Origin of the sequence: Kocuria cellulosilytica, from assembly GCF_040981245.1 — a bacterium.
GTDB classification, from domain to species: Bacteria; Actinomycetota; Actinomycetes; order Actinomycetales; family Micrococcaceae; genus Kocuria; species Kocuria cellulosilytica.
In genome coordinates this window covers 118745-135734 of record NZ_JAVFWZ010000005.1, presented here as the reverse complement: position 1 = coordinate 135734, position 16990 = coordinate 118745, and the positions used below count along the sequence as shown (strand labels likewise).

15 protein-coding genes are annotated in these 16990 nt (G+C 73.8%); 6 read left to right on the top strand and 9 right to left on the bottom strand.

The window, feature by feature from the left end; genetic code table 11:
* Window positions 1–10 precede the first annotated feature (10 nt).
* From RCG67_RS09850 to RCG67_RS09835, 4 genes are all read left to right on the top strand, one after another.
* Window positions 11–538, top strand: a complete 528-nt coding sequence (locus tag RCG67_RS09850) for an inorganic diphosphatase (protein WP_058875276.1) — start codon at window positions 11–13, stop codon at window positions 536–538.
* Between the two features lie 592 nt (window positions 539–1130).
* Window positions 1131–4760, top strand: coding sequence for a TM0106 family RecB-like putative nuclease (locus RCG67_RS09845; RefSeq protein ID WP_368825952.1), 3630 nt, complete (start codon window positions 1131–1133; stop codon window positions 4758–4760).
* Window positions 4757–5419 carry a hypothetical protein gene (locus RCG67_RS09840; protein WP_368825951.1) on the top strand — a complete coding sequence of 221 codons (663 nt, stop codon included), beginning with the start codon at window positions 4757–4759 and terminating at the stop codon, window positions 5417–5419. The genes RCG67_RS09845 and RCG67_RS09840 overlap by 4 nt, the downstream gene beginning before the upstream one ends.
* 52 nt (window positions 5420–5471) lie before the next feature.
* A complete protein-coding gene (locus RCG67_RS09835) occupies window positions 5472–6146 on the top strand; it encodes a hypothetical protein (RefSeq protein ID WP_368825950.1) in 675 nt (224 codons plus the stop codon).
* On the opposite strand, the gene RCG67_RS09830 is transcribed toward RCG67_RS09835, so the two are convergent.
* The 6 genes from RCG67_RS09830 to serS all read right to left on the bottom strand — a co-directional run bounded on the left by RCG67_RS09830 (window position 6104) and on the right by serS (window position 12265).
* On the bottom strand, window positions 6104–7084 hold the full coding sequence (locus tag RCG67_RS09830) for a glycine betaine ABC transporter substrate-binding protein (protein WP_368825949.1): 981 nt from the start codon (window positions 7082–7084) through the stop codon (window positions 6104–6106). The genes RCG67_RS09835 and RCG67_RS09830 overlap by 43 nt on opposite strands.
* On the bottom strand, window positions 7081–7893 hold the full coding sequence (locus RCG67_RS09825; RefSeq protein WP_368825948.1) for an ABC transporter permease: 813 nt from the start codon (window positions 7891–7893) through the stop codon (window positions 7081–7083). Before RCG67_RS09825 ends, RCG67_RS09830 begins: the two co-directional genes overlap by 4 nt.
* On the bottom strand, window positions 7890–9131 hold the full coding sequence (locus tag RCG67_RS09820) for an ABC transporter ATP-binding protein (protein ID WP_368825947.1): 1242 nt from the start codon (window positions 9129–9131) through the stop codon (window positions 7890–7892). The genes RCG67_RS09825 and RCG67_RS09820 overlap by 4 nt, the downstream gene beginning before the upstream one ends.
* Entirely contained in the window at window positions 9124–9765 is a 642-nt protein-coding gene (locus tag RCG67_RS09815) for an ABC transporter permease (protein WP_368825946.1), read from the bottom strand. The genes RCG67_RS09820 and RCG67_RS09815 overlap by 8 nt, the downstream gene beginning before the upstream one ends.
* A 119-nt stretch (window positions 9766–9884) precedes the next feature.
* Window positions 9885–10886 carry an HAD family hydrolase gene (locus RCG67_RS09810; protein ID WP_368825945.1) on the bottom strand — a complete coding sequence of 334 codons (1002 nt, stop codon included), beginning with the start codon at window positions 10884–10886 and terminating at the stop codon, window positions 9885–9887.
* 74 nt (window positions 10887–10960) lie between these two features.
* Complete coding sequence (gene serS / locus RCG67_RS09805; protein WP_368825944.1) at window positions 10961–12265, bottom strand: serine--tRNA ligase; 1305 nt, start codon at window positions 12263–12265, stop codon at window positions 10961–10963.
* A 161-nt stretch (window positions 12266–12426) separates the two neighbouring features.
* Between serS and RCG67_RS09800 the strand changes: the two genes are divergently transcribed.
* Entirely contained in the window at window positions 12427–13368 is a 942-nt protein-coding gene (locus RCG67_RS09800) for a diacylglycerol/lipid kinase family protein (protein WP_368825943.1), read from the top strand.
* Between the two features lie 24 nt (window positions 13369–13392).
* Here the strand turns inward: RCG67_RS09800 and RCG67_RS09795 are convergent, their stop codons facing one another.
* From RCG67_RS09795 to RCG67_RS09785, 3 genes are all read right to left on the bottom strand, one after another.
* Entirely contained in the window at window positions 13393–13719 is a 327-nt protein-coding gene (locus tag RCG67_RS09795) for a hypothetical protein (RefSeq protein ID WP_368825942.1), read from the bottom strand.
* Window positions 13720–13863: 144 nt separating this feature from the next.
* Window positions 13864–14865, bottom strand: a complete 1002-nt coding sequence (gene pheA, locus RCG67_RS09790) for a prephenate dehydratase (protein ID WP_368825941.1) — start codon at window positions 14863–14865, stop codon at window positions 13864–13866.
* On the bottom strand, window positions 14862–15197 hold the full coding sequence (locus RCG67_RS09785; protein WP_058875265.1) for a rhodanese-like domain-containing protein: 336 nt from the start codon (window positions 15195–15197) through the stop codon (window positions 14862–14864). Before RCG67_RS09785 ends, pheA begins: the two co-directional genes overlap by 4 nt.
* A gap of 312 nt (window positions 15198–15509) precedes the next feature.
* Here RCG67_RS09785 and RCG67_RS09780 point away from each other — a divergent pair, with 312 nt between their 5' ends.
* Complete coding sequence (locus RCG67_RS09780) at window positions 15510–16979, top strand: APC family permease (RefSeq protein ID WP_368825940.1); 1470 nt, start codon at window positions 15510–15512, stop codon at window positions 16977–16979.
* Window positions 16980–16990: the final 11 nt, after the last annotated feature.

Here is a 16990-nt window from a genome sequence, read left to right as displayed (position 1 = left end):
GAGAAACACCATGGAGTTGGACGTCACCATCGAGATCCCCCGGGGATCGCGCGTCAAGTACGAGATCGACCACGAGACCGGCCGCCTCCGCCTGGACCGCGTCCTGTTCACGTCGATGCAGTACCCCGCGCACTACGGCTACTTCGAGGACAGCCTGGGCGAGGACGGCGACCCGCTGGACGCGCTCGTGCTCCTGGACTTCGAGATCGTCCCGGGCGTGCTCGTGGAGTCCCGCCCCATCGCCGTGTTCAACATGAACGACGAGGCCGGGGGGGACGCGAAGATCCTCTGCGTGTCCACGGACAAGCGCTACGACCACATCCAGGGCCTGGACGACATCGACGAGTTCAAGCTCAAGGAGATTCAGCACTTCTTCGAGCGCTACAAGGACCTGGAGCCCAACAAGTGGGTCAAGGGCGAGGGCTGGGAGGGCCGGGAGACCGCGGAGCGCCTCGTCGAAGAGGCCCGCGAGCGCTTCGAGCAGTCCCAGTACGAGTCGGCCGCCGAGGCCGAGGAGAAGGCGCCTTCCACCGACTGAGCGGACGGGCGCGACGGCAGGGGCCGGGGACCGGGCGGTCCCCGGCCCCTGCGCGTGCCCGGCGCGCGCGGACGTGACGGGCACCCTACAGAGAATCCATGATTTTCGTTATATTGGAGGCGGCCGGCTCAGCCGGCCCGACGGCCCCGGGATGCATCCCCCCATCGGCATCCGGGCCGCCGACCGGGATCGAGGTCGCCGGAGCGCACCCGCGAGGTGCCCGGTGGCGGCGGGGGTCCCCCCACCCGCGCCGCATCCCATCGATCTCTCCCGGTCCATCCCGGCGGGCCGGAAGCCGGCCCGCCGGGAGTCGGCCGGCAGGTCCCCCGGACCTGCCGGCCGATCCTCGTCCCCCTCCCCCCCTCTCTCCCCTCCCCCTTGTTCCCTCCCGCTCGTTCGCACCCGCTGTGCTCACTGTCCTTCCCCTCACCCCCTCCCCGCTCGTCCCCTCCCCGCTCGTCCGCTCCCGCTGCCTTCCCCGCCCTTCCCCTCGTCCGTTCCCGCTGTCCTTCCCGCCTCCTTGTGACGTCCGGTCCCTGTGGTTCGATGGACCCGGAGCCGGGACGGACCCGGCGCCGTCGGAAGGATGCGCATGTTCCTGCTGGGCCCCGAGGCGGACCTCGTCTTCTCCGCGAGCGACCTGGTGCGCGCGGCCGAGTGCCCCTACGCGAGCCTGTGCGTCCTGGACGAGAAGCTCGGCCGGGCGCCCCGGCGGACCCCGGAGCGGGACGCGATGCTCGCCCGCACGGCCGAGCTGGGCGACGCCCACGAGCTCCGGGTCCTGGCCCGCCACCTGGAGGCGTTCGGCCCCTGGGACGAGGCGACCGGACGGGGCGTGCACGAGGTCGAACCGGCCCGGCGCATGGACCGGGACGAGCTGACGGCCAAGCACGCCGAGTCCCTGGGCGCCCTGCGCGCCGGCGCCGACGTGGTCTTCCAGGCCTCCTTCTTCGACGGCGCCTTCCACGGCCGCGCCGACTTCCTCGTCCGCCGGCCGGACGGCGCGTACGCGGTGCACGACACGAAGCTCGCCCGGCACGCCAAGGTCACCGCCCTGCTCCAGCTCGCCGCCTACGCCGACCAGCTCGAACGGGCCGGGGTGGACGTGGCCCCCGAGGTCACCCTGGTCCTCGGCGACCAGCGGGAGGCGGTCTTCCCCGTCTCCGAGCACCTGGCGGTCTACCGCGAGCGCCGGGAGCGGTTCGTCGCGGCCGCCGCCGCGCACCGGGCGCGGACGGGCCCCGTGGACTGGCAGGACGACGACGTCGCCCGCTGCGGCCGGTGCGAGCACTGCACCCGGGCCGTGGCCGGGCACCGGGACCTGCTGCTGACGGCGGGCCTGTCCGTGCGGATGCGCCGCACGCTGCGCGACCGGCACGGGGTGCGCACCGTCGACGAGCTCGCGGCGCTGCCGGACCGGGGGCTCCCCGCCGCGGTGCGGCGGCTGCGGGACCAGGCCGCCATGCAGACCGGCCGGGGCGGGGAGGACGGCGCGGTCGAGTACTCGAAGGACGGGGGCACCCGCCGGGTCGCCTACCGGGTCACGGCCACGGAGCCGGTGCGGCGGCTGCCCGCCCCCGACCCGGGGGACGTGTTCTTCGACTTCGAGGGCGACCCGCTGTGGCAGGACCCCCAGGACCCGACGTCCTGGGGGCTCGAGTACCTCTTCGGCGTCGTCGAGCAGCCGCCCGCCCCCGGCGCCGCCCCCGTCTTCCGGCCGTTCTGGGCGCACTCCCGGGCCGAGGAGCGGGAGGCGCTGCGGGCGTTCCTGGACTACGTGGCCGAGCGCCGCGCCCGCTTCCCCGGGATGCACGTGTACCACTACGCCGACTACGAGAAGGCGGCCCTGCGCCGGCTCTCGCTCGTGCACGCGGTGGGCGAGGACGCCGTGGACGAGCTGCTGCGCGAGAACGTCCTGGTGGACCTCTACGACACCGTGCGGGGCAGCCTGCGGCTGTCGGAGAGCTCGTACTCCATCAAGAAGCTGGAGCCGCTCTACATGGGCGAGCACCTGCGCACCGGGGACGTCGTGGACGCCGGGGCGTCGGTGGTGGCCTACGCCGACTGGTGCACGGCCCGGGAGGCCGGTCGGGAGGACGCCGCGCAGCGGCTGCTGGCCGGGATCGCCGACTACAACGAGTACGACTGCCTCTCGACCCTGCGGCTGCGGGACTGGCTGCTGGGCCTCGCCGGGATCTCCCCGGACCCGGCGGACCACCCGCCGCGCCCCGCCCAGGGCCGGCTCGGGCCGGCCGAGGAGCTGCCGGGCGCGGCAGCGACCGGCGCCGAGCAGCGCCTGCACGAGCACCTGGCGGACCCGGGGACCCGGGACGCCCTGACGGAGGAGGAGCGCACGGCCGTCGCGATGGTCGCCTCCGCCACCGGCTACCACCGGCGCGAGCGCAAGCAGTACTGGTGGTCCCACTTCGACCGCCTCGAGGGCCCCGTCGAGGACTGGGAGGACACCCGCGACGTGTTCGTGGTCCAGCGCGCGGAGGTGCTCGAGGACTGGGCGCAGGACCCGGCCAAGCGCCGCAGCGCCGCCCCCACCCGGCTCCTGCGGCTCGCGGGCCGCTTCGGGGAGGGCTCGACGGCGAGACCGGGCACCGCCGGGCTGTTCCTGATGTACGGGGCCCCCGTCCCCGCGCACCTGGCCGAGGACGCCGGAGCGCGCGGCAGCGGCCGCGCCGGCGACTGGACCGCCGCGCTCGAGGAGCTCGAGGAGCACGAGGACGGCACGGCCGTGCTCACGGTGCGGGAGCGGCTGAGGAAGCCGAGGGACGGCCCCGCCCCCGAGCCCTGGGCGGAGCTGCCGATGGCGCTGGGCCCGGCCCAGCCGATCGCCACGCGCTCCCTCGAGGAGTCCCTGCAGGACCTCGCCGCGCGCACGGCCGACGCCCTGCCGGACCTGCCCGGGCAGCCGGGCCTCGAGCTGCTCCGGCGCCGGGCGCCGCGGCCGGCGGACGGCGGCCCCCTGCCCCGCCCGCACGAGGGCCCCGACGGCACGATCGACGCGGTGGTGCGGGCCCTGCACTCCCTCGACCGCAGCTTCCTGGCCGTGCAGGGCCCGCCGGGCAGCGGCAAGACGTTCCTCGGCTCCCACGTCATCGGCCGGCTCGTGGCGGCCGGCTGGCGGATCGGCGTGGTGGCGCAGTCCCACGCCGTCGTCGAGAACCTCCTCACCGGGGTGCTCGAGAAGGGCGGGGTCGCCCCGGAGCGCGTCGGCAAGAAGCCGTCCTCCGCCCGGCCCGCGGACCGGGCGGTGCCGTGGCGCGAGGTGCAGGGCAAGGACTTCGCCACGTTCCTCGCGGACGGCGGCGCCGTGCTGGGCGGTACCGCGTGGGACTTCTCCAGTGCCCGGAACCTCGAGGACGAGGCCCTGGACCTGCTCGTCGTCGACGAGGCCGGGCAGTACTCGCTCGCCAACACCCTGGCCGTGTCCCGCGCCGCGCGGCGCCTGCTGCTGCTGGGCGACCCCCAGCAGCTGCCGCAGGTCTCGCAGGGCACCCACCCCCTGCCCGTGGACGAGTCGGCACTGGGCTGGCTCTCCCGCGGGTCGCCCACCCTGCCCGCCGAGCACGGCTACTTCCTGGACCGCACCTGGCGGATGCACCCGGCCCTGTGCGAGCCGGTCTCCGAGCTGTCCTACGCGGGCCGGCTCGGCTCCGCGCCGGCCGCCGGCCGGCGCGAGCTCACCGGCGTGGCCCCGGGCCTGCGCACCTGCTACGTCGAGCACGCCGGCAACCGCACGGCCTCGCCCGAGGAGGCCCGGCGCGTCGTGGAGCTGGTCCACGAGTTCGTCGGCACCCCGTGGCGCTCCGGCCCGGACGCCCTCCCCGCGGCGCTGACGCCCGAGGACGTGCTCGTGGTGGCCGCGTACAACGCCCAGGTCGAGCTGATCGGCCGCGCGCTCGCCGACGCGGGGCTGCGGGACGAGGAGGGCGGCGGGGTCCGCGTGGGCACCGTCGACCGGTTCCAGGGCCAGGAGGCCCCCGTGGTGATCGTGTCGATGGCCGCCTCCGCCGCCGACGGCCCGCGCGGCATGGAGTTCCTGCTCTCCCCCAACCGGCTCAACGTGGCGGTCTCCCGGGGGCAGTGGTGCGCCGTCCTGGTCCGCTCCCCCGCCCTGACGGACTACCTGCCCGCCACCCCGGAGGCCCTGCAGGTGCTCGGCCGCTTCACACGGCTGTGCCGCCGCGGACGGTCCGCGGGGCTGCCGTGAGCCCCGAGCGCGTGCCCTACGTCCTGCACTTCGAGTCCAGGACGGTGGTGCTCGGGGAGCCGGCCCACCTGGAGGAGCTGGACGCCCTGCTGCGCCGCGCCGACGTCCCCACCCGCCCGACCTACTGGCACGGCATGCGGCAGGAGGACCCCGGGGCGGCGCTCAACAGCGTGGGCACCGACCTCACCGCCGGGCAGTTCTGGGACCGCGTGGACGCCGGGGCGTTCGCCGCCGCCCGGTGGCCCGTGGACCTCGACGGCCCGCTCTACCTCCCGGTCCCGCCCGGGTGGCTGCAGCGGGCCCGGGCGTGGGAGTACGATCCCGTGGCGCCGGCCCTGGGCGCGGCGGCCCCGGGCGGGTGGCTGCGGGCGCCGGGCTGGGCGGGCACCGAGAACAACGACGCCGGGGCGCCCGTGGGACTGCTCCAGCTGACCGACCCGGACTCCTTCTGGGTGCTCGGCTCCGACGCCGACCTGGCCGAGGTCGCCGCCACGGCCAAGGAGCTGGCGGGGTTCCGGCAGGGCTTCGACCGGCTCACCGCCTACTTCGGCCCCGACGACCGGATCGGCTGCCTGCGCCTGCCCGTGGTGTGCCGGGAGCCCCTCGAGGACGAGCTCATCGTGCAGGGCGTCGACATCGAACCGCGGTTCTGGGAGTGAGTCCCGGCCGCGCCCCCGCTCCCCGGCGGCCTCCGTGCCCGATACTGGGACCGTGTACGTCGTGACCCTGGAGCAGCGCCGCCGCGAGGCGGGCGACCTCGTGCCGGGCCTCCTGCGCCGCCTCGCGGACCTCGGGACCGTGGTGCCGTTCCAGCGTGCCCGGGCGCACGCGGTCCAGGGCATCACCGCCGATCCCGGCGCCGCGGTCGAGGCCGTGCTCGCCGGGCTGCGCGGCGGGGCCTGGAGCGCGGGGATCGGGGTGGGGCCGGTCCGCCTCGAGACCGCGACCGACCCGGAGGGCCGGACGGGCCTGCGCGCCGACGGCCCCGGGACCGTGCACGGCCGCCGCGCCGCGGAGGCCGCCACGGGTCCCGGCGGGCGGGTGCCCGTGCACGTGGCCGCCGACGACGGGCCGGCCGCGGCACAGGCGCAGGCCGTGCTGCGGCTGCTGGGCCGGATCGTGGCGGAGCGCAGCGACGCCGAGTGGCGCGTGGTGGACCTGCTCGTGCCCGGGGCCCGCGGCCAGCAGAAGGTCGTGGCCGCGGAGCTCGGCATCTCCCCGCAGGCCGTCTCCAAGGCGGTGGCGCGCTCGCTGTGGCAGGAGGAGTGGGACGCCCGCCCCGCGGCGGCCCGGCTGCTGGGCCTGTGCGAGCCGGCCCGGGACGCACCGGCCGGCGGCGGGGCTCAGGGCTCGACGATGAACCCCTCGGAGATCATCCACTCGTAGGCGACGTCGGCCGGGTCCCGCCCCTCGACGTCCACCTGCCGGTTGAGCTCCTGCATCACGTCGTCGGTGAGCGCCGCGGAGATGGGCTCCATGACCTCCGTCATCCCGGGGAACTCCTCCAGCAGCTCGGTGTTGTACACCGGTGCGGCGTTGTAGGCGGGGAAGAACTGCCGGTCGTCCTCGAGCACGGTCAGGTCCAGGGCGGGGATCCGGCCGTCCGTCGAGAAGACCTCCCCGAAGTTGCACTCCCCGTCGTCCGTGGCCGAGTAGATGGCGCCGGTGTCGTAGATGCCGATGTTGTCCTCCGGCACCTCGCTGCCGCGGTCCAGGCCGTAGTGGGCGAGCAGGGGCGTGAGCCCGTCGCTGCGGGAGTTGAACTCGGACTCGACGCAGAACGTGCGCTCCTCCCTCGGCAGGCTCGCGATGTCCGAGACGGTCTCCAGGTCGTTGGCCTGCGCGTACTCGGAGCGCACGGCCATGGCGTAGGTGTTGTTCAGCGCGGCCGGCTCACCCCACGTCAGCCCGTTGTCGAGGTCCGCCTCCCGCACGGCCTCCCACTGCTCCTGCTGGTCGGGGATGCCGCTCTCGTTGCCCAGGTACGTCAGCCACGCCGTGCCGGTGTACTCGTAGGTGAGGTCCGCGTCCCCGCTGAGCATGAGCTCGCGCACCGGCTGGGAGCCGGGCACGTTGGTGATGTCCTCGGTCTCGAAGCCCGCGGCCTCCATGGCCAGCACGGCGATCTTGCCGAGGATCAGCTGCTCGGTGAAGTTCTTGGACGTGACCCGCACCTCCGTGTCCTCGGCGCCCTCGACGGGCTCGATGGATCCGGGCTCGGCGGCGGGGACGTAGGCGGTGGAGGGCTCGAGCCCGCACCCGGTCAGGAGCAGGCCGGCGCAGGAGAGCAGCAGGGCGCCGCCGGCGGCACGGGAGGTTCTCATCGCAGTCCCTTCGGGCGTGCGACGTGCTCCACCACGCGGCCGATCCAGTCGATGGCGAGCGCGAGCAGCGCCACGAGGATCGAGCCGGCGATCAGCACCCGCACGAGGTTGAGGTTGACCCCGGTGGTGATCAGCAGACCGAGTCCGCCGCCGTTGACGAACGTCGCCAGGGTCGCGGTGCCGACCACCAGGATCAGGGCGGTGCGCACGCCGGCCAGCATGACGGGCACGGCCAGGGGCAGCTCGACGCGGAACAGGACCGAGGCGGCGCTCATTCCCATGCCGCGCCCGGCCTCGACGAGGCTGCGGTCCACGCCGTCGAGGCCGACCATGGTGTTCTTCAGGACGGGCAGGATCGCGTAGACGATCAGGGCCACCACGGCCGCCTGGAAGCCGAAGCCGAACCAGAAGGCGAACAGGACGATGAGGCCCACCGCCGGAGCGGCCTGGCCGATGTTCGCCAGCGCGATCACGGGGCCGGTGAGGAAGCGCAGCGGCTTGCGGGTCAGGAGGACGCCCACGGGGATCGCGATGAGCAGGACCACCACCGTGGCCACGACCGTGAGCTGCAGGTGCTCCACGGTGTAGCTCCACAGCGACCCGGGGCTCAGGGTCACGGCCTCCGTCTCCGTCAGCTCCGCCGTGGACAGCCACAGCACGAGCAGGCCCAGCGCGCCGAGGATCGCGAGCGGCTGCAGCAGCAGGCCCTTCCAGGTGCGCTGGTCCGGGTCGGCCGGGGACGGGCGGGACTCCGGGGCGTCGCCGGGGTCCTGCTCCGCGGCGGCGGGACGCTCGGTCTGCGTGCTCATCGGTCCCCGCCCTCCGAGGTCGCGCTCACCGCGGGCATCTCGCCCGTGTTGTGGCCGAGCGGGGCGTCCTCCGCGGCCACGGCCCGGCGGGCCTCGGTGATCGCGGCCATGACGGTCTCCACGTAGATGACGCCCTCGAACCGGTCCCGCGCCCCCACCACGAGGGCGGCCCCCGTGCTGGAGACGAGCATCGTGTCCAGCGCGTCGTTGAGCGTGGAGCTCGTGCCGACCAGCGGAAGGCGCTCGTTGCGCTCCCCCGGAACGGTGTCGAAGCGCTCCAGCTGCCGGCGGGAGGGCCAGGACAGCGGCCTGTCCCGGTCGTCGACGACGACCACGTCCCGGGTGCCCGCCTCCTCGATCCGCCCGAGCACCGCCCGGACGTCCTCACCGGGACGGGTGGTCACGGCGGGGACGAGGTCGACCTCCCGGACCCGGGTGAGGGTGAGCTGCTTGAGGCCCGCGCCCGAGCCGATGAAGTCCTCCACGAACTCGTCGGCCGGCTCGGCCAGGATCCGTTCGGGGGCGTCGTACTGGACGATCCGGGCGCCCTCGTCGAAGACCGCGATCCAGTCGCCGAGCTTGACCGCCTCGTCGAAGTCGTGGGTCACGCACACGATGGTCTTCTGCAGCTCGTGCTGGATGTTGATGAGCTCGTCCTGGAGCCGCTGGCGGGTGATGGGGTCCACGGCGCCGAACGGCTCGTCCATGAGCAGCACGGGCGGGTCCGCGGCCAGCGCCCGGGCCACGCCGACGCGCTGCTGCTGCCCGCCGGAGAGCTCCCGGGGGTACCGGTCGCGGTAGACGGCGGGGTCGAGGGAGACGAGCTCGAGGAGCTCGTCCACCCGCGCGGCGATGCGCTTCCGGTCCCAGCCGAGCATCTTCGGGACCATGCCGATGTTGGTGGCCACGCTCATGTGCGGGAACAGCCCGCCGGCCTGGATCACGTAGCCGATGCCGCGGCGCAGCTCGTCGCCGTTCATCGAGGTCACGTCCTGGCCGTCGATGACGATCCGCCCGTCGGTGGGTTCGATGAGCCGGTTGATCATCTTCAGCGTGGTGGTCTTCCCGCAGCCGGAGGGGCCCACCAGCATCACGATGCTGCCGGCGGGGATCTCCAGGGTGAGGCCGTCGACCGCGGCCTTGGCCTGCCCGGGATAGCGCTTGGAGACGTTCTCCAGGAGGATCCGGGCCCCGGTGACGGAGGAGTCGGTGCTGGTGGTGGTCACGGAGTCAGACACGGATACCTCGCGATGTGGTGAGTCGGCCGAGCAGCACGAGCAGCCCGTCCAGGATGAGTGCGACGACGATGACGGCGACGACGCCGGTGACGACCGACGCGAAGGAGTTGGCGCCCCCGAGCCGCGAGAGCCCCGAGAAGATGAACCCGCCCAGACCGGGGCCGAGCACGTAGGCGGCGATGGCGGCCACGCCCATCACCATCTGCGCCGAGACCCGCATGCCGGCCTGGATGACCGGCCAGGCCATCGGCAGCTCCACCCGCAGGAAGGTCGCCGCCCTCCCCATGCCGAGCCCGCGCGCGGCCTCGACGGTGGCCTGCGGGACGCCGGCCAGCCCGACGACCGCGTTGCGGAGCACGGGGAGGGCGGCGAAGAAGGTGACGACCACGACCGCGGGGGTCACCCCGAAGCCGAGCGGGGCGATCAGCAGGCCGATGAGCGCGAAGGACGGGATGGTCAGCCCCACGGCGGAGACGTTGTTGGCCGCGGTCGTGAGCCGCGGCGAGCGGTAGCACAGCGCCGCGATGCCCACGGCGAGGACGGTGGCCAGGATCAGGCACTGGACCACCAGGGAGAAGTGCTGCCAGCTGGAGAAGAGGATCTGCTCCCACCGGTCGGACACGTACTCGATCACGGCACACCTCTCGGTCGTCGTCGATGACGTCGTCACCCGGTCTGCCGAAACCCTATCATCCCATCCGCATGAATGTGATCCAGATCACAGGAACGGGGGTGCGTGACGGTCGTGCGGCCTCAGAGCAGCGAGCGCAGGATGCGGGCGACACCGTCCTCGTAGACCGTGTGCGTCACCTCGTGGCACGCGGCCGCGACCTCGTCCGGGGACTGGCCCATGGCCACACCGCGGGCCGCCCAGTCGAGCATCTCGATGTCGTTGCGGCCGTCGCCGACCGCCACCGTGTGGGACGGGTCCACGCCGAGCCGGCGGCGGACCTGCTCCAGGGCGCTGGCCTTGGAGACGCCGTTGGCGGCGATGTCGAGCCAGGCGCTCCAGCCGACCGAGTAGGTGACGCCGTGCAGCCCGGCCTCGTCGATCGCCAGGGCGAACTCCTCCGGGGTGTGCTCGGTGCTGTACACCACCATGCGCACGGCCTTCATCCGCGCCAGCTCGTGCAGGTCCACGCCGATGGCCTCGATGCCGAAGGACGCGTCCTGGAAGCGCTCCGTGGAGTAGAAGGACCCGTCCTCGGTCTCGAGGGCGAACTTCGCCGTGGGCAGGCGCTGCTCGAGGGCGTCGAGGGCCTGGCCGGGGTCGAAGGAGACGCACTCGAGCACCCGGTGGTACTCCGGCAGCTCCGGGTCCAGCTCGAGCGTCATGCCCCCGTTGGAGCACACGGCGTAGCCGCGCTCCTGGCCGATCAGCTCGACCACGGGCAGGGTCGCCCCCTTGGAGCGGCCGGTGGAGATGACCACGTGGTGGCCGGCCTCGAGCACGGCCCGGGCCGCCTCGCGCACCGGGCGGGACATGTGGCCGTCGTGGTCGACGAGCGTCCCGTCGACGTCGAGGGCCACCAGGTACTGGACGCCCGCCTCCTTCTTCCACCCGTTCGAGCGGGGAGGCTGGACCTTGAGGGGGATCCGGACGTCGGCGGCGGAGCGCGCGGGGGCGGTGGTGCCGCCGACGGAGTCGCTGAGGTCCTCCGAGTGATCGACCTTCAGCGGGACGGTGGAGTTGATGCCGACGAGTTCGTGCTGGTCCTCGGTGCCAGCGGTCTTTTCTTTTGTCATGCGGGACATGGTGCCACATCACACCGACAGGATGGCCGAGATTTCGACGTGAGCTGAACGGGAGCCGAACGCCGTCCGACGGTTCAGCGGCGGACCGGGATGACCTCCTGGCCGCGCAGGTAGGGCCGCAGCGCCTCGGGCACGCGCACCGAGCCGTCGGCCTGCTGGTGGGTCTCGAGGATGGCCGCCAGCCACCGGGTGGTGGCCAGGGTCCCGTTGAGGGTGGCCACGGTGCGGGTGCCGCCCTTGCGGACCGCGCCGGCGGCGTCCGTGGTCTCCGGCAGCCGCTCCCGGATGTTGAGCCGCCGCGCCTGGTAGGTGGTGCAGTTCGACGTCGAGGTCAGCTCCCGGTACTTGCCCTGGGTGGGCACCCAGGCCTCGCAGTCGAACTTGCGGGCGGCGGAGGTGCCGAGGTCCCCGGCGGCGGTGTCGATCACCCGGTAGGCGAGCTCGCACTTGGCGAGCATCTCCTCCTCCCACGCGAGCATCCGCGCGTGCTCGGCCTCCGCGTCCTCCGGGGAGCAGTAGACGAACATCTCGAGCTTGTTGAACTGGTGCACGCGGATGATGCCCCGCGTGTCCCTGCCCCCGGAGCCGGCCTCGCGGCGGTAGCAGGAGGACCAGCCGGCGTAGCGCAGCGGTCCCTCCGAGAGGTCGAGGATCTCGTCGGCGTGGAACCCGGCGAGGGGCACCTCCGAGGTGCCCACGAGGTAGAGCTCGTCCTTGCCCACGTGGTAGATCTCGTCGGAGTGCGCGACGTCGAAGCCCGTGCCGCTCATGATCTCGGGGCGCACGAGGTTCGGGGTGGTCATGGGGACGAACCCGTTGTCCACGGCCTGGTCCTGGCCCATGAGCAGCAGCGCGGTCTCGAGCCGGGCGACGTCCCGCTTGAGGAAGTAGAACCGGGCGCCCGAGACCTTGGACCCCCGCTCCATGTCGATGCCGTCCACGAGCTCGCCGATCTCGAGGTGGTCCTTCGGCTCGAGCCCCTCGGCGGCGAAGTCGCGGGGCTGCCCGACCGTCCGGAGCAGGACGAAGTCGTCCTCGCCGCCGGCGGGGACGCCCTCGAGGACGAGGTTGTCCACGACCGCGACGAGCTCGTCCTGCCGGGCCCGGGCGGCCTCCGACGCCGCCTGCGCCTCCTTGACCCGGGCCGCCAGGTCCTTCACCTCGGCGAGCAGGGCCTGCTTCTCCTCGCCCCGGGCGCGGGCCACCTGCTTGCCGAAGGCGTTCTGCTCGGCCCGCAGCGACTCGTACTCGGTGATCAGCCGGCGGCGCTCGACGTCGGCCTCCAGGATCCGGTCGATCAGGGAGACGTCCGCCCCTCGGGCACGCTGGGAGGCGCGGAAGACGTCGGGGTTCTCACGGAGCTGGTTGATGTCGATCACCCTGACAGGGTACCCAAGTCCTCCGGGGCGCGACCGGGTTAGGGTGGAGGCCCGCCGCGATCCGCCCGGCGCCCCGGGCCCGCGGCACCGCGCCGCGGACCACCGCCCCCATCGCACGGCGGCACCGGTCCCCCGGCGCCGCAGAACCGAGGAGTCCTTCCGTGACCGCCACTCCAGTGGCCCGCAAACGGGTCGCCGTCGTCATCAACCCCATCAAGGCCGACGCGGACGTCGCCCGCGACGCCGTCATCATCGGCTGCCGCAAGGGCGGTTTCCCGGACCCCGTGTTCTTCGAGACGGCGGAGGACGACCCGGGCGCCGCCATGACCCGGCGGGCGCTCGAGCAGGACGCCGACCTGATCATCGCCGCCGGGGGCGACGGCACGGTCCGCGCCGTGGCGGAGGCCCTGATCGGCCACGACACCCCGCTGGGCCTCATCCCGCTGGGCACCGGCAACCTGCTGGCCCGCAACCTGGGGGCCGACCTCGGCGATCCGCACCGCAACGTCGACATCGCGCTCTTCGGCGCGGAGCGCGCCATCGACATGGCCTCGTTCCGCGTGGAGCTCCAGGACGGGACGGTGCGGGACCACGCGTTCTGCGTCATGGGCGGGGCCGGCTTCGACGCCCAGATCATGACGGACACCCGGGACGAGCTGAAGAAGCTGGTCGGCTGGGCGGCCTACGGGGAGGCCGGGGTCCGGCACCTGCTCGCGCCCCCGCGGTGGGCCCGCTTCCGGATCGACGGGGGCGAGTGGCAGAGCCGCCGGATCCGCTCCGTGATGGCGGCCAACTGCGGGATCCTGACCGCGGGCCTGATCCTGGTCCCGCAGGCGAAGATCAACGACGGCCTGCTGGACCTCGTGGTGATGTCCCCGCGCAGCACGCTCGAGTGGGCGCTGATGGCCGCCAAGGTCGTGTTCCGGCAGCGGCGCGACCTGCCCGTGATCGAGTTCTTCGCCGCGAAGAAGGTGCGCGTGGAGTTCCACGAGCCCATCGAGTCCCAGATGGACGGGGACGGCACCGGGGTGATCACCGGGTTCGAGTCCGAGATCCTCCCGGGCGCGCTCTCCGTGCGGGTGCCGCCCACGCAGGGCGACTGACGCCCGCGCCGTTGCCGGCGCGGGTCATCCGGCCGGGTCGGGCCTGCGGCTCAGGCCCGCCACGAACGCGCCCACGAGGGCGAGCACGGCCAGGCCCGTGGCCACGAGCGGGCCCCGGCCGCGGTCCGGAAGGGAGGCGCCCGGCTCCGGGACCACCCGGGAGGCCGGCACGAGCTCGAGCGCGTCGGCGGCCGTCGGGTCGCCGACGACGGGTCCCGGGCCCGCCTCGACGCGGACCACCTCGGTGGGCCCGGGCGGCGCGGCCGCCGCCGCGGGCGGCGCGGCGAGCGCGCAGGCCAGGAGGGCGGGGGCCGCGGCGAGGGCGAGTCGGCGGGCGGCGGGGACAGGCATGGTGGCACCTCCGGTCGGGCTCGGTCCCGACCCGGGGGGTCGATCGACACCGGCTGAAGATCGCGGGCACGGACGCGCCCGCACTCCCCATGGTGCATGAATTCGCAATTGCTAACAAGCGGGGGTGCGGGGCGCGTCCTCCCGTTACGCGGAGCCCGGCGCGGACGGTGCTGACGGGGCGGCCGGGGCCCGGTCCTCGCGGCCCTGCAGGGCCGCGACCCAGGCCTCCGCCTCGCGGAAGGCGCCGTCGGAGTGCTGCCGGGCGACGGTCGCGACCTTGTGGTCGGCCCGGGGATAGGACCCGAGGAAGCGCGTGCTGGGACAGATCCGGCGCAGCCCCTCGAGGGCCTCGGCCACCCGGGCGTCGAGGATGTGGCCGTCCACGTCCACGCTGAAGAAGTACTCGCCGAGGAAGTTGCCCGTGGGCCGGGACTCGATCCGGGAGAGGTTGACCCCCCGGGTCGCGAACTGCTCGAGGATCTCCATCAGCGCCCCGGCCCGGTCCTCCCACAGCGGGATGACGAGCGTGGTCCGGTCCGCGCCCGTGCGCGGCGGCAGCGGCGCCCCGGGCCGGGCCACGAGCACGAACCGGGTGACGGCGGCCCTGTTGTCCCCGATGTCCTCCGCCAGCACCTCGAGCTCGGGGTGCTGCTCGACGACCACGGGCGAGCAGACGGCGGCGTCGAAGCCGGCGTCCCGGGCGGGCGCCCCGCGCCCCGGACCGCCCGGGAGCAGCGCGAGGGCCGCCGCGGCCGTGGAGGACGCCGGGACGTAGTCGACGTCCGGCAGCCGCGCGTCCATCCAGCCGCGCACCTGCGCCCAGGCGTGGGAGTGCGTGGAGACGGTGCGGACGTCGGCGAGCGCCGTGCCCGGCGGGGCCACCAGGACGAAGCTGATGGGCACCAGCGCCTCCCGGACGATGCGCAGCTCGCTGCCGGTGGCCACGGTGTCGAGGGTCGCGGTCACCCCGCCCTCCACGGAGTTCTCGATGGGCACCATGGCCGCGTCGACCTCGCCGGCGCGGACGGCCGCGAGGGCGACGGGCACGGAGGACACGGGGACGCGCTCCGCGTCCCGGGCGCCCTCCACGCCCAGCAGCGCGGCCTCGGTGAAGGTTCCGGCGGGACCCAGGTAGGCGTACCTCAACGGACGGTCGGGGTCTCGCCCGTCTCGGACACCATGGGCTTCTCGGCGTCCATCCACGCCCCCATGCCGCCCAGGACGTTGACGGGGTCGAAGCCGTACTGCTGGAGGTACGCCGTCGCCTTCAGCGAGCGGCCGCCCGAGCGGCAGATCACGTACACGTCCTCGTCCACCGGCACCTCGCCGTAGCGCTCCGGGAGCTGCCGGAGCGGGATGTGCTGGGCGCCGTCGATGTGCCCGGCGTCCCACTCCTCGTCCTCGCGCACGTCCAGGATGCGGGCACCCTCGGGGATCTCCTCCACCGAGGCGCTGGGCAGGCTGTCCAGGTTCTCCATCGTCCGGGTCCTCTCTCTTGCGGCCGTCCTGCGACCGGCGGTTCTCTCGGCACCAGCCTAGTGCGCACCGTGCCTGCGCCGCCGGGCCGGGGCGGCTCGGCACCCGGTCGTGGCGCCCCCGGCGGGCGGCGAGCGGGGCGCGCCGGTGCCGGGACGCGGCGCCGCGAGCGGCCCGGGCGGCCCGTTCCTGTCAGGGAGCACACAGAGCCGAAACATTGCCTGTATAAATTGTGCCCTCGCCGCCGGGAGTGCCGCGCGGCCGGTCCGACCGGGCACCCCTGCCCGGCGCCCTCGACAGAAGGAACCACGCCCATGAGCACCACCGAACCCCGGGGCGCGACACCGCTCGCCCCGGACCGCGAGGACCACGGCTTCAAGAAGGTCCTCGGCCGCCTCGACGCGATCGCGCTGGGCTTCGGCGCGATGATCGGCTTCGGCTGGGTCATCCTCACCGGCGAGTGGCTCGCCGAGGCCGGGACCATGGGCGCCGTGCTGGCCCTGGTCACCGGGGGGCTCATCATGGCCGTCGTGGGGCTCGTCTACGGCGAGCTCGTCGCCGCCATGCCGTACGCGGGCGGGGAGCACAACTACCTGCTGCGCGGCATGGGCGCGCGCTGGGCGTTCGTGGGCTCCTGGGCCATCACGGGCGGCTACATCACCATCGTGGCCTTCGAGGCCGTCGCGGTGCCGCGCACCGCGCAGTACATCTTCCCGGGCCTGAGCCAGATCCCGCTGTGGACGGTGGCCGGCTTCGAGGTGAACCTGACCTGGGCGCTGGTGGGGGCGCTGACCGCCGTCCTCATCACCGGGATCAACATCCGCGGCGTCAAGCACGCCTCCGTGGTGCAGATCTTCGTGATCCTCTTCCTGCTGATCGTGGGCCTCATGATGCTCTTCGGCGCGTTCACCGAGGGCTCCGCCGCCACCATGGAACCGTTCTTCACGCCCGGGACGGCCGGCTTCTTCCTCGTGCTCGTGACCGTCCCGTTCCTGTTCGTCGGCTTCGACGTCATCCCCCAGGTCTCCGAGGAGATGCACCTCCCGCCGAAGAAGCTCGGCGGCACCATCATCGTCTCCGTGCTGCTCGCCGCCGCCTGGTACGTGATGGTCGTGCTCACCACCTCCGCGTCCATGTCCGCCGAGGAGCTCTCCGGCGCGGACATCGCGGTGGCCGACGCCATGGGCTCCGCCTTCGACAGCCCGGTCGTGGCCAACCTGCTCATCGCGGGCGGTCTCGCCGGCATCCTCACCTCCTGGAACTCCCTGCTCATGGGCGCGTCCCGCCTGCTGTGGGCGCTCGGCAACTCCCGGATGGTGCCGCGGTGGTTCGGCCGTCTGCACCCGAAGTACGGCACCCCGGCCAACGCCCTGCTCTTCGTGGGCGCCGTGTCCTTCGTGGCGCCGTTCTTCGGCGCGGAGATGCTCGGCTGGCTCGTGGACTCCGGCTCCCCGTCCATCGTGATCGCCTACGCCCTGGTCTCCGTGGTCTTCGTGATCCTGCGCCGGCGCGAGCCCGGCATGGAGCGCCCCTTCCGGATCGGCGGCCGCCGCCACGGCGGCACGGCGATCGGCGTGCTCTCCGTGGTCCTGTGCCTCGCCCTGATCAGCCTGTACCTGCCCGGCATGCCCGCGTTCCTGAGCGCGCCCGCCTGGACCATCTTCGGCCTGTGGTGGCTGCTCGGGCTCGTCTTCCTGCTGCGCATCCCCACCGGGATCCGGCCGGGGCCCGACGCCGAGCACCGGCTCGTCGCCGAGGTCGAGCGCCGCCGGCAGCAGGCCTGAGACCCCCGCGC

Coding starts and splice junctions, on each gene's coding strand:
- RCG67_RS09785 (WP_058875265.1), bottom strand. CDS start 15,197: ATGGAGAACCTGGACAGCCTGCCCAGCGCCTCGGTGGAGGAGATCCCC.
- RCG67_RS09845 (WP_368825952.1), top strand. CDS start 1,131: ATGTTCCTGCTGGGCCCCGAGGCGGACCTCGTCTTCTCCGCGAGCGAC.
- RCG67_RS09810 (WP_368825945.1), bottom strand. CDS start 10,886: ATGTCCCGCATGACAAAAGAAAAGACCGCTGGCACCGAGGACCAGCAC.
- RCG67_RS09830 (WP_368825949.1), bottom strand. CDS start 7,084: ATGAGAACCTCCCGTGCCGCCGGCGGCGCCCTGCTGCTCTCCTGCGCC.
- RCG67_RS09825 (WP_368825948.1), bottom strand. CDS start 7,893: ATGAGCACGCAGACCGAGCGTCCCGCCGCCGCGGAGCAGGACCCCGGC.
- RCG67_RS09795 (WP_368825942.1), bottom strand. CDS start 13,719: ATGCCTGTCCCCGCCGCCCGCCGACTCGCCCTCGCCGCGGCCCCCGCC.
- RCG67_RS09850 (WP_058875276.1), top strand. CDS start 11: ATGGAGTTGGACGTCACCATCGAGATCCCCCGGGGATCGCGCGTCAAG.
- RCG67_RS09780 (WP_368825940.1), top strand. CDS start 15,510: ATGAGCACCACCGAACCCCGGGGCGCGACACCGCTCGCCCCGGACCGC.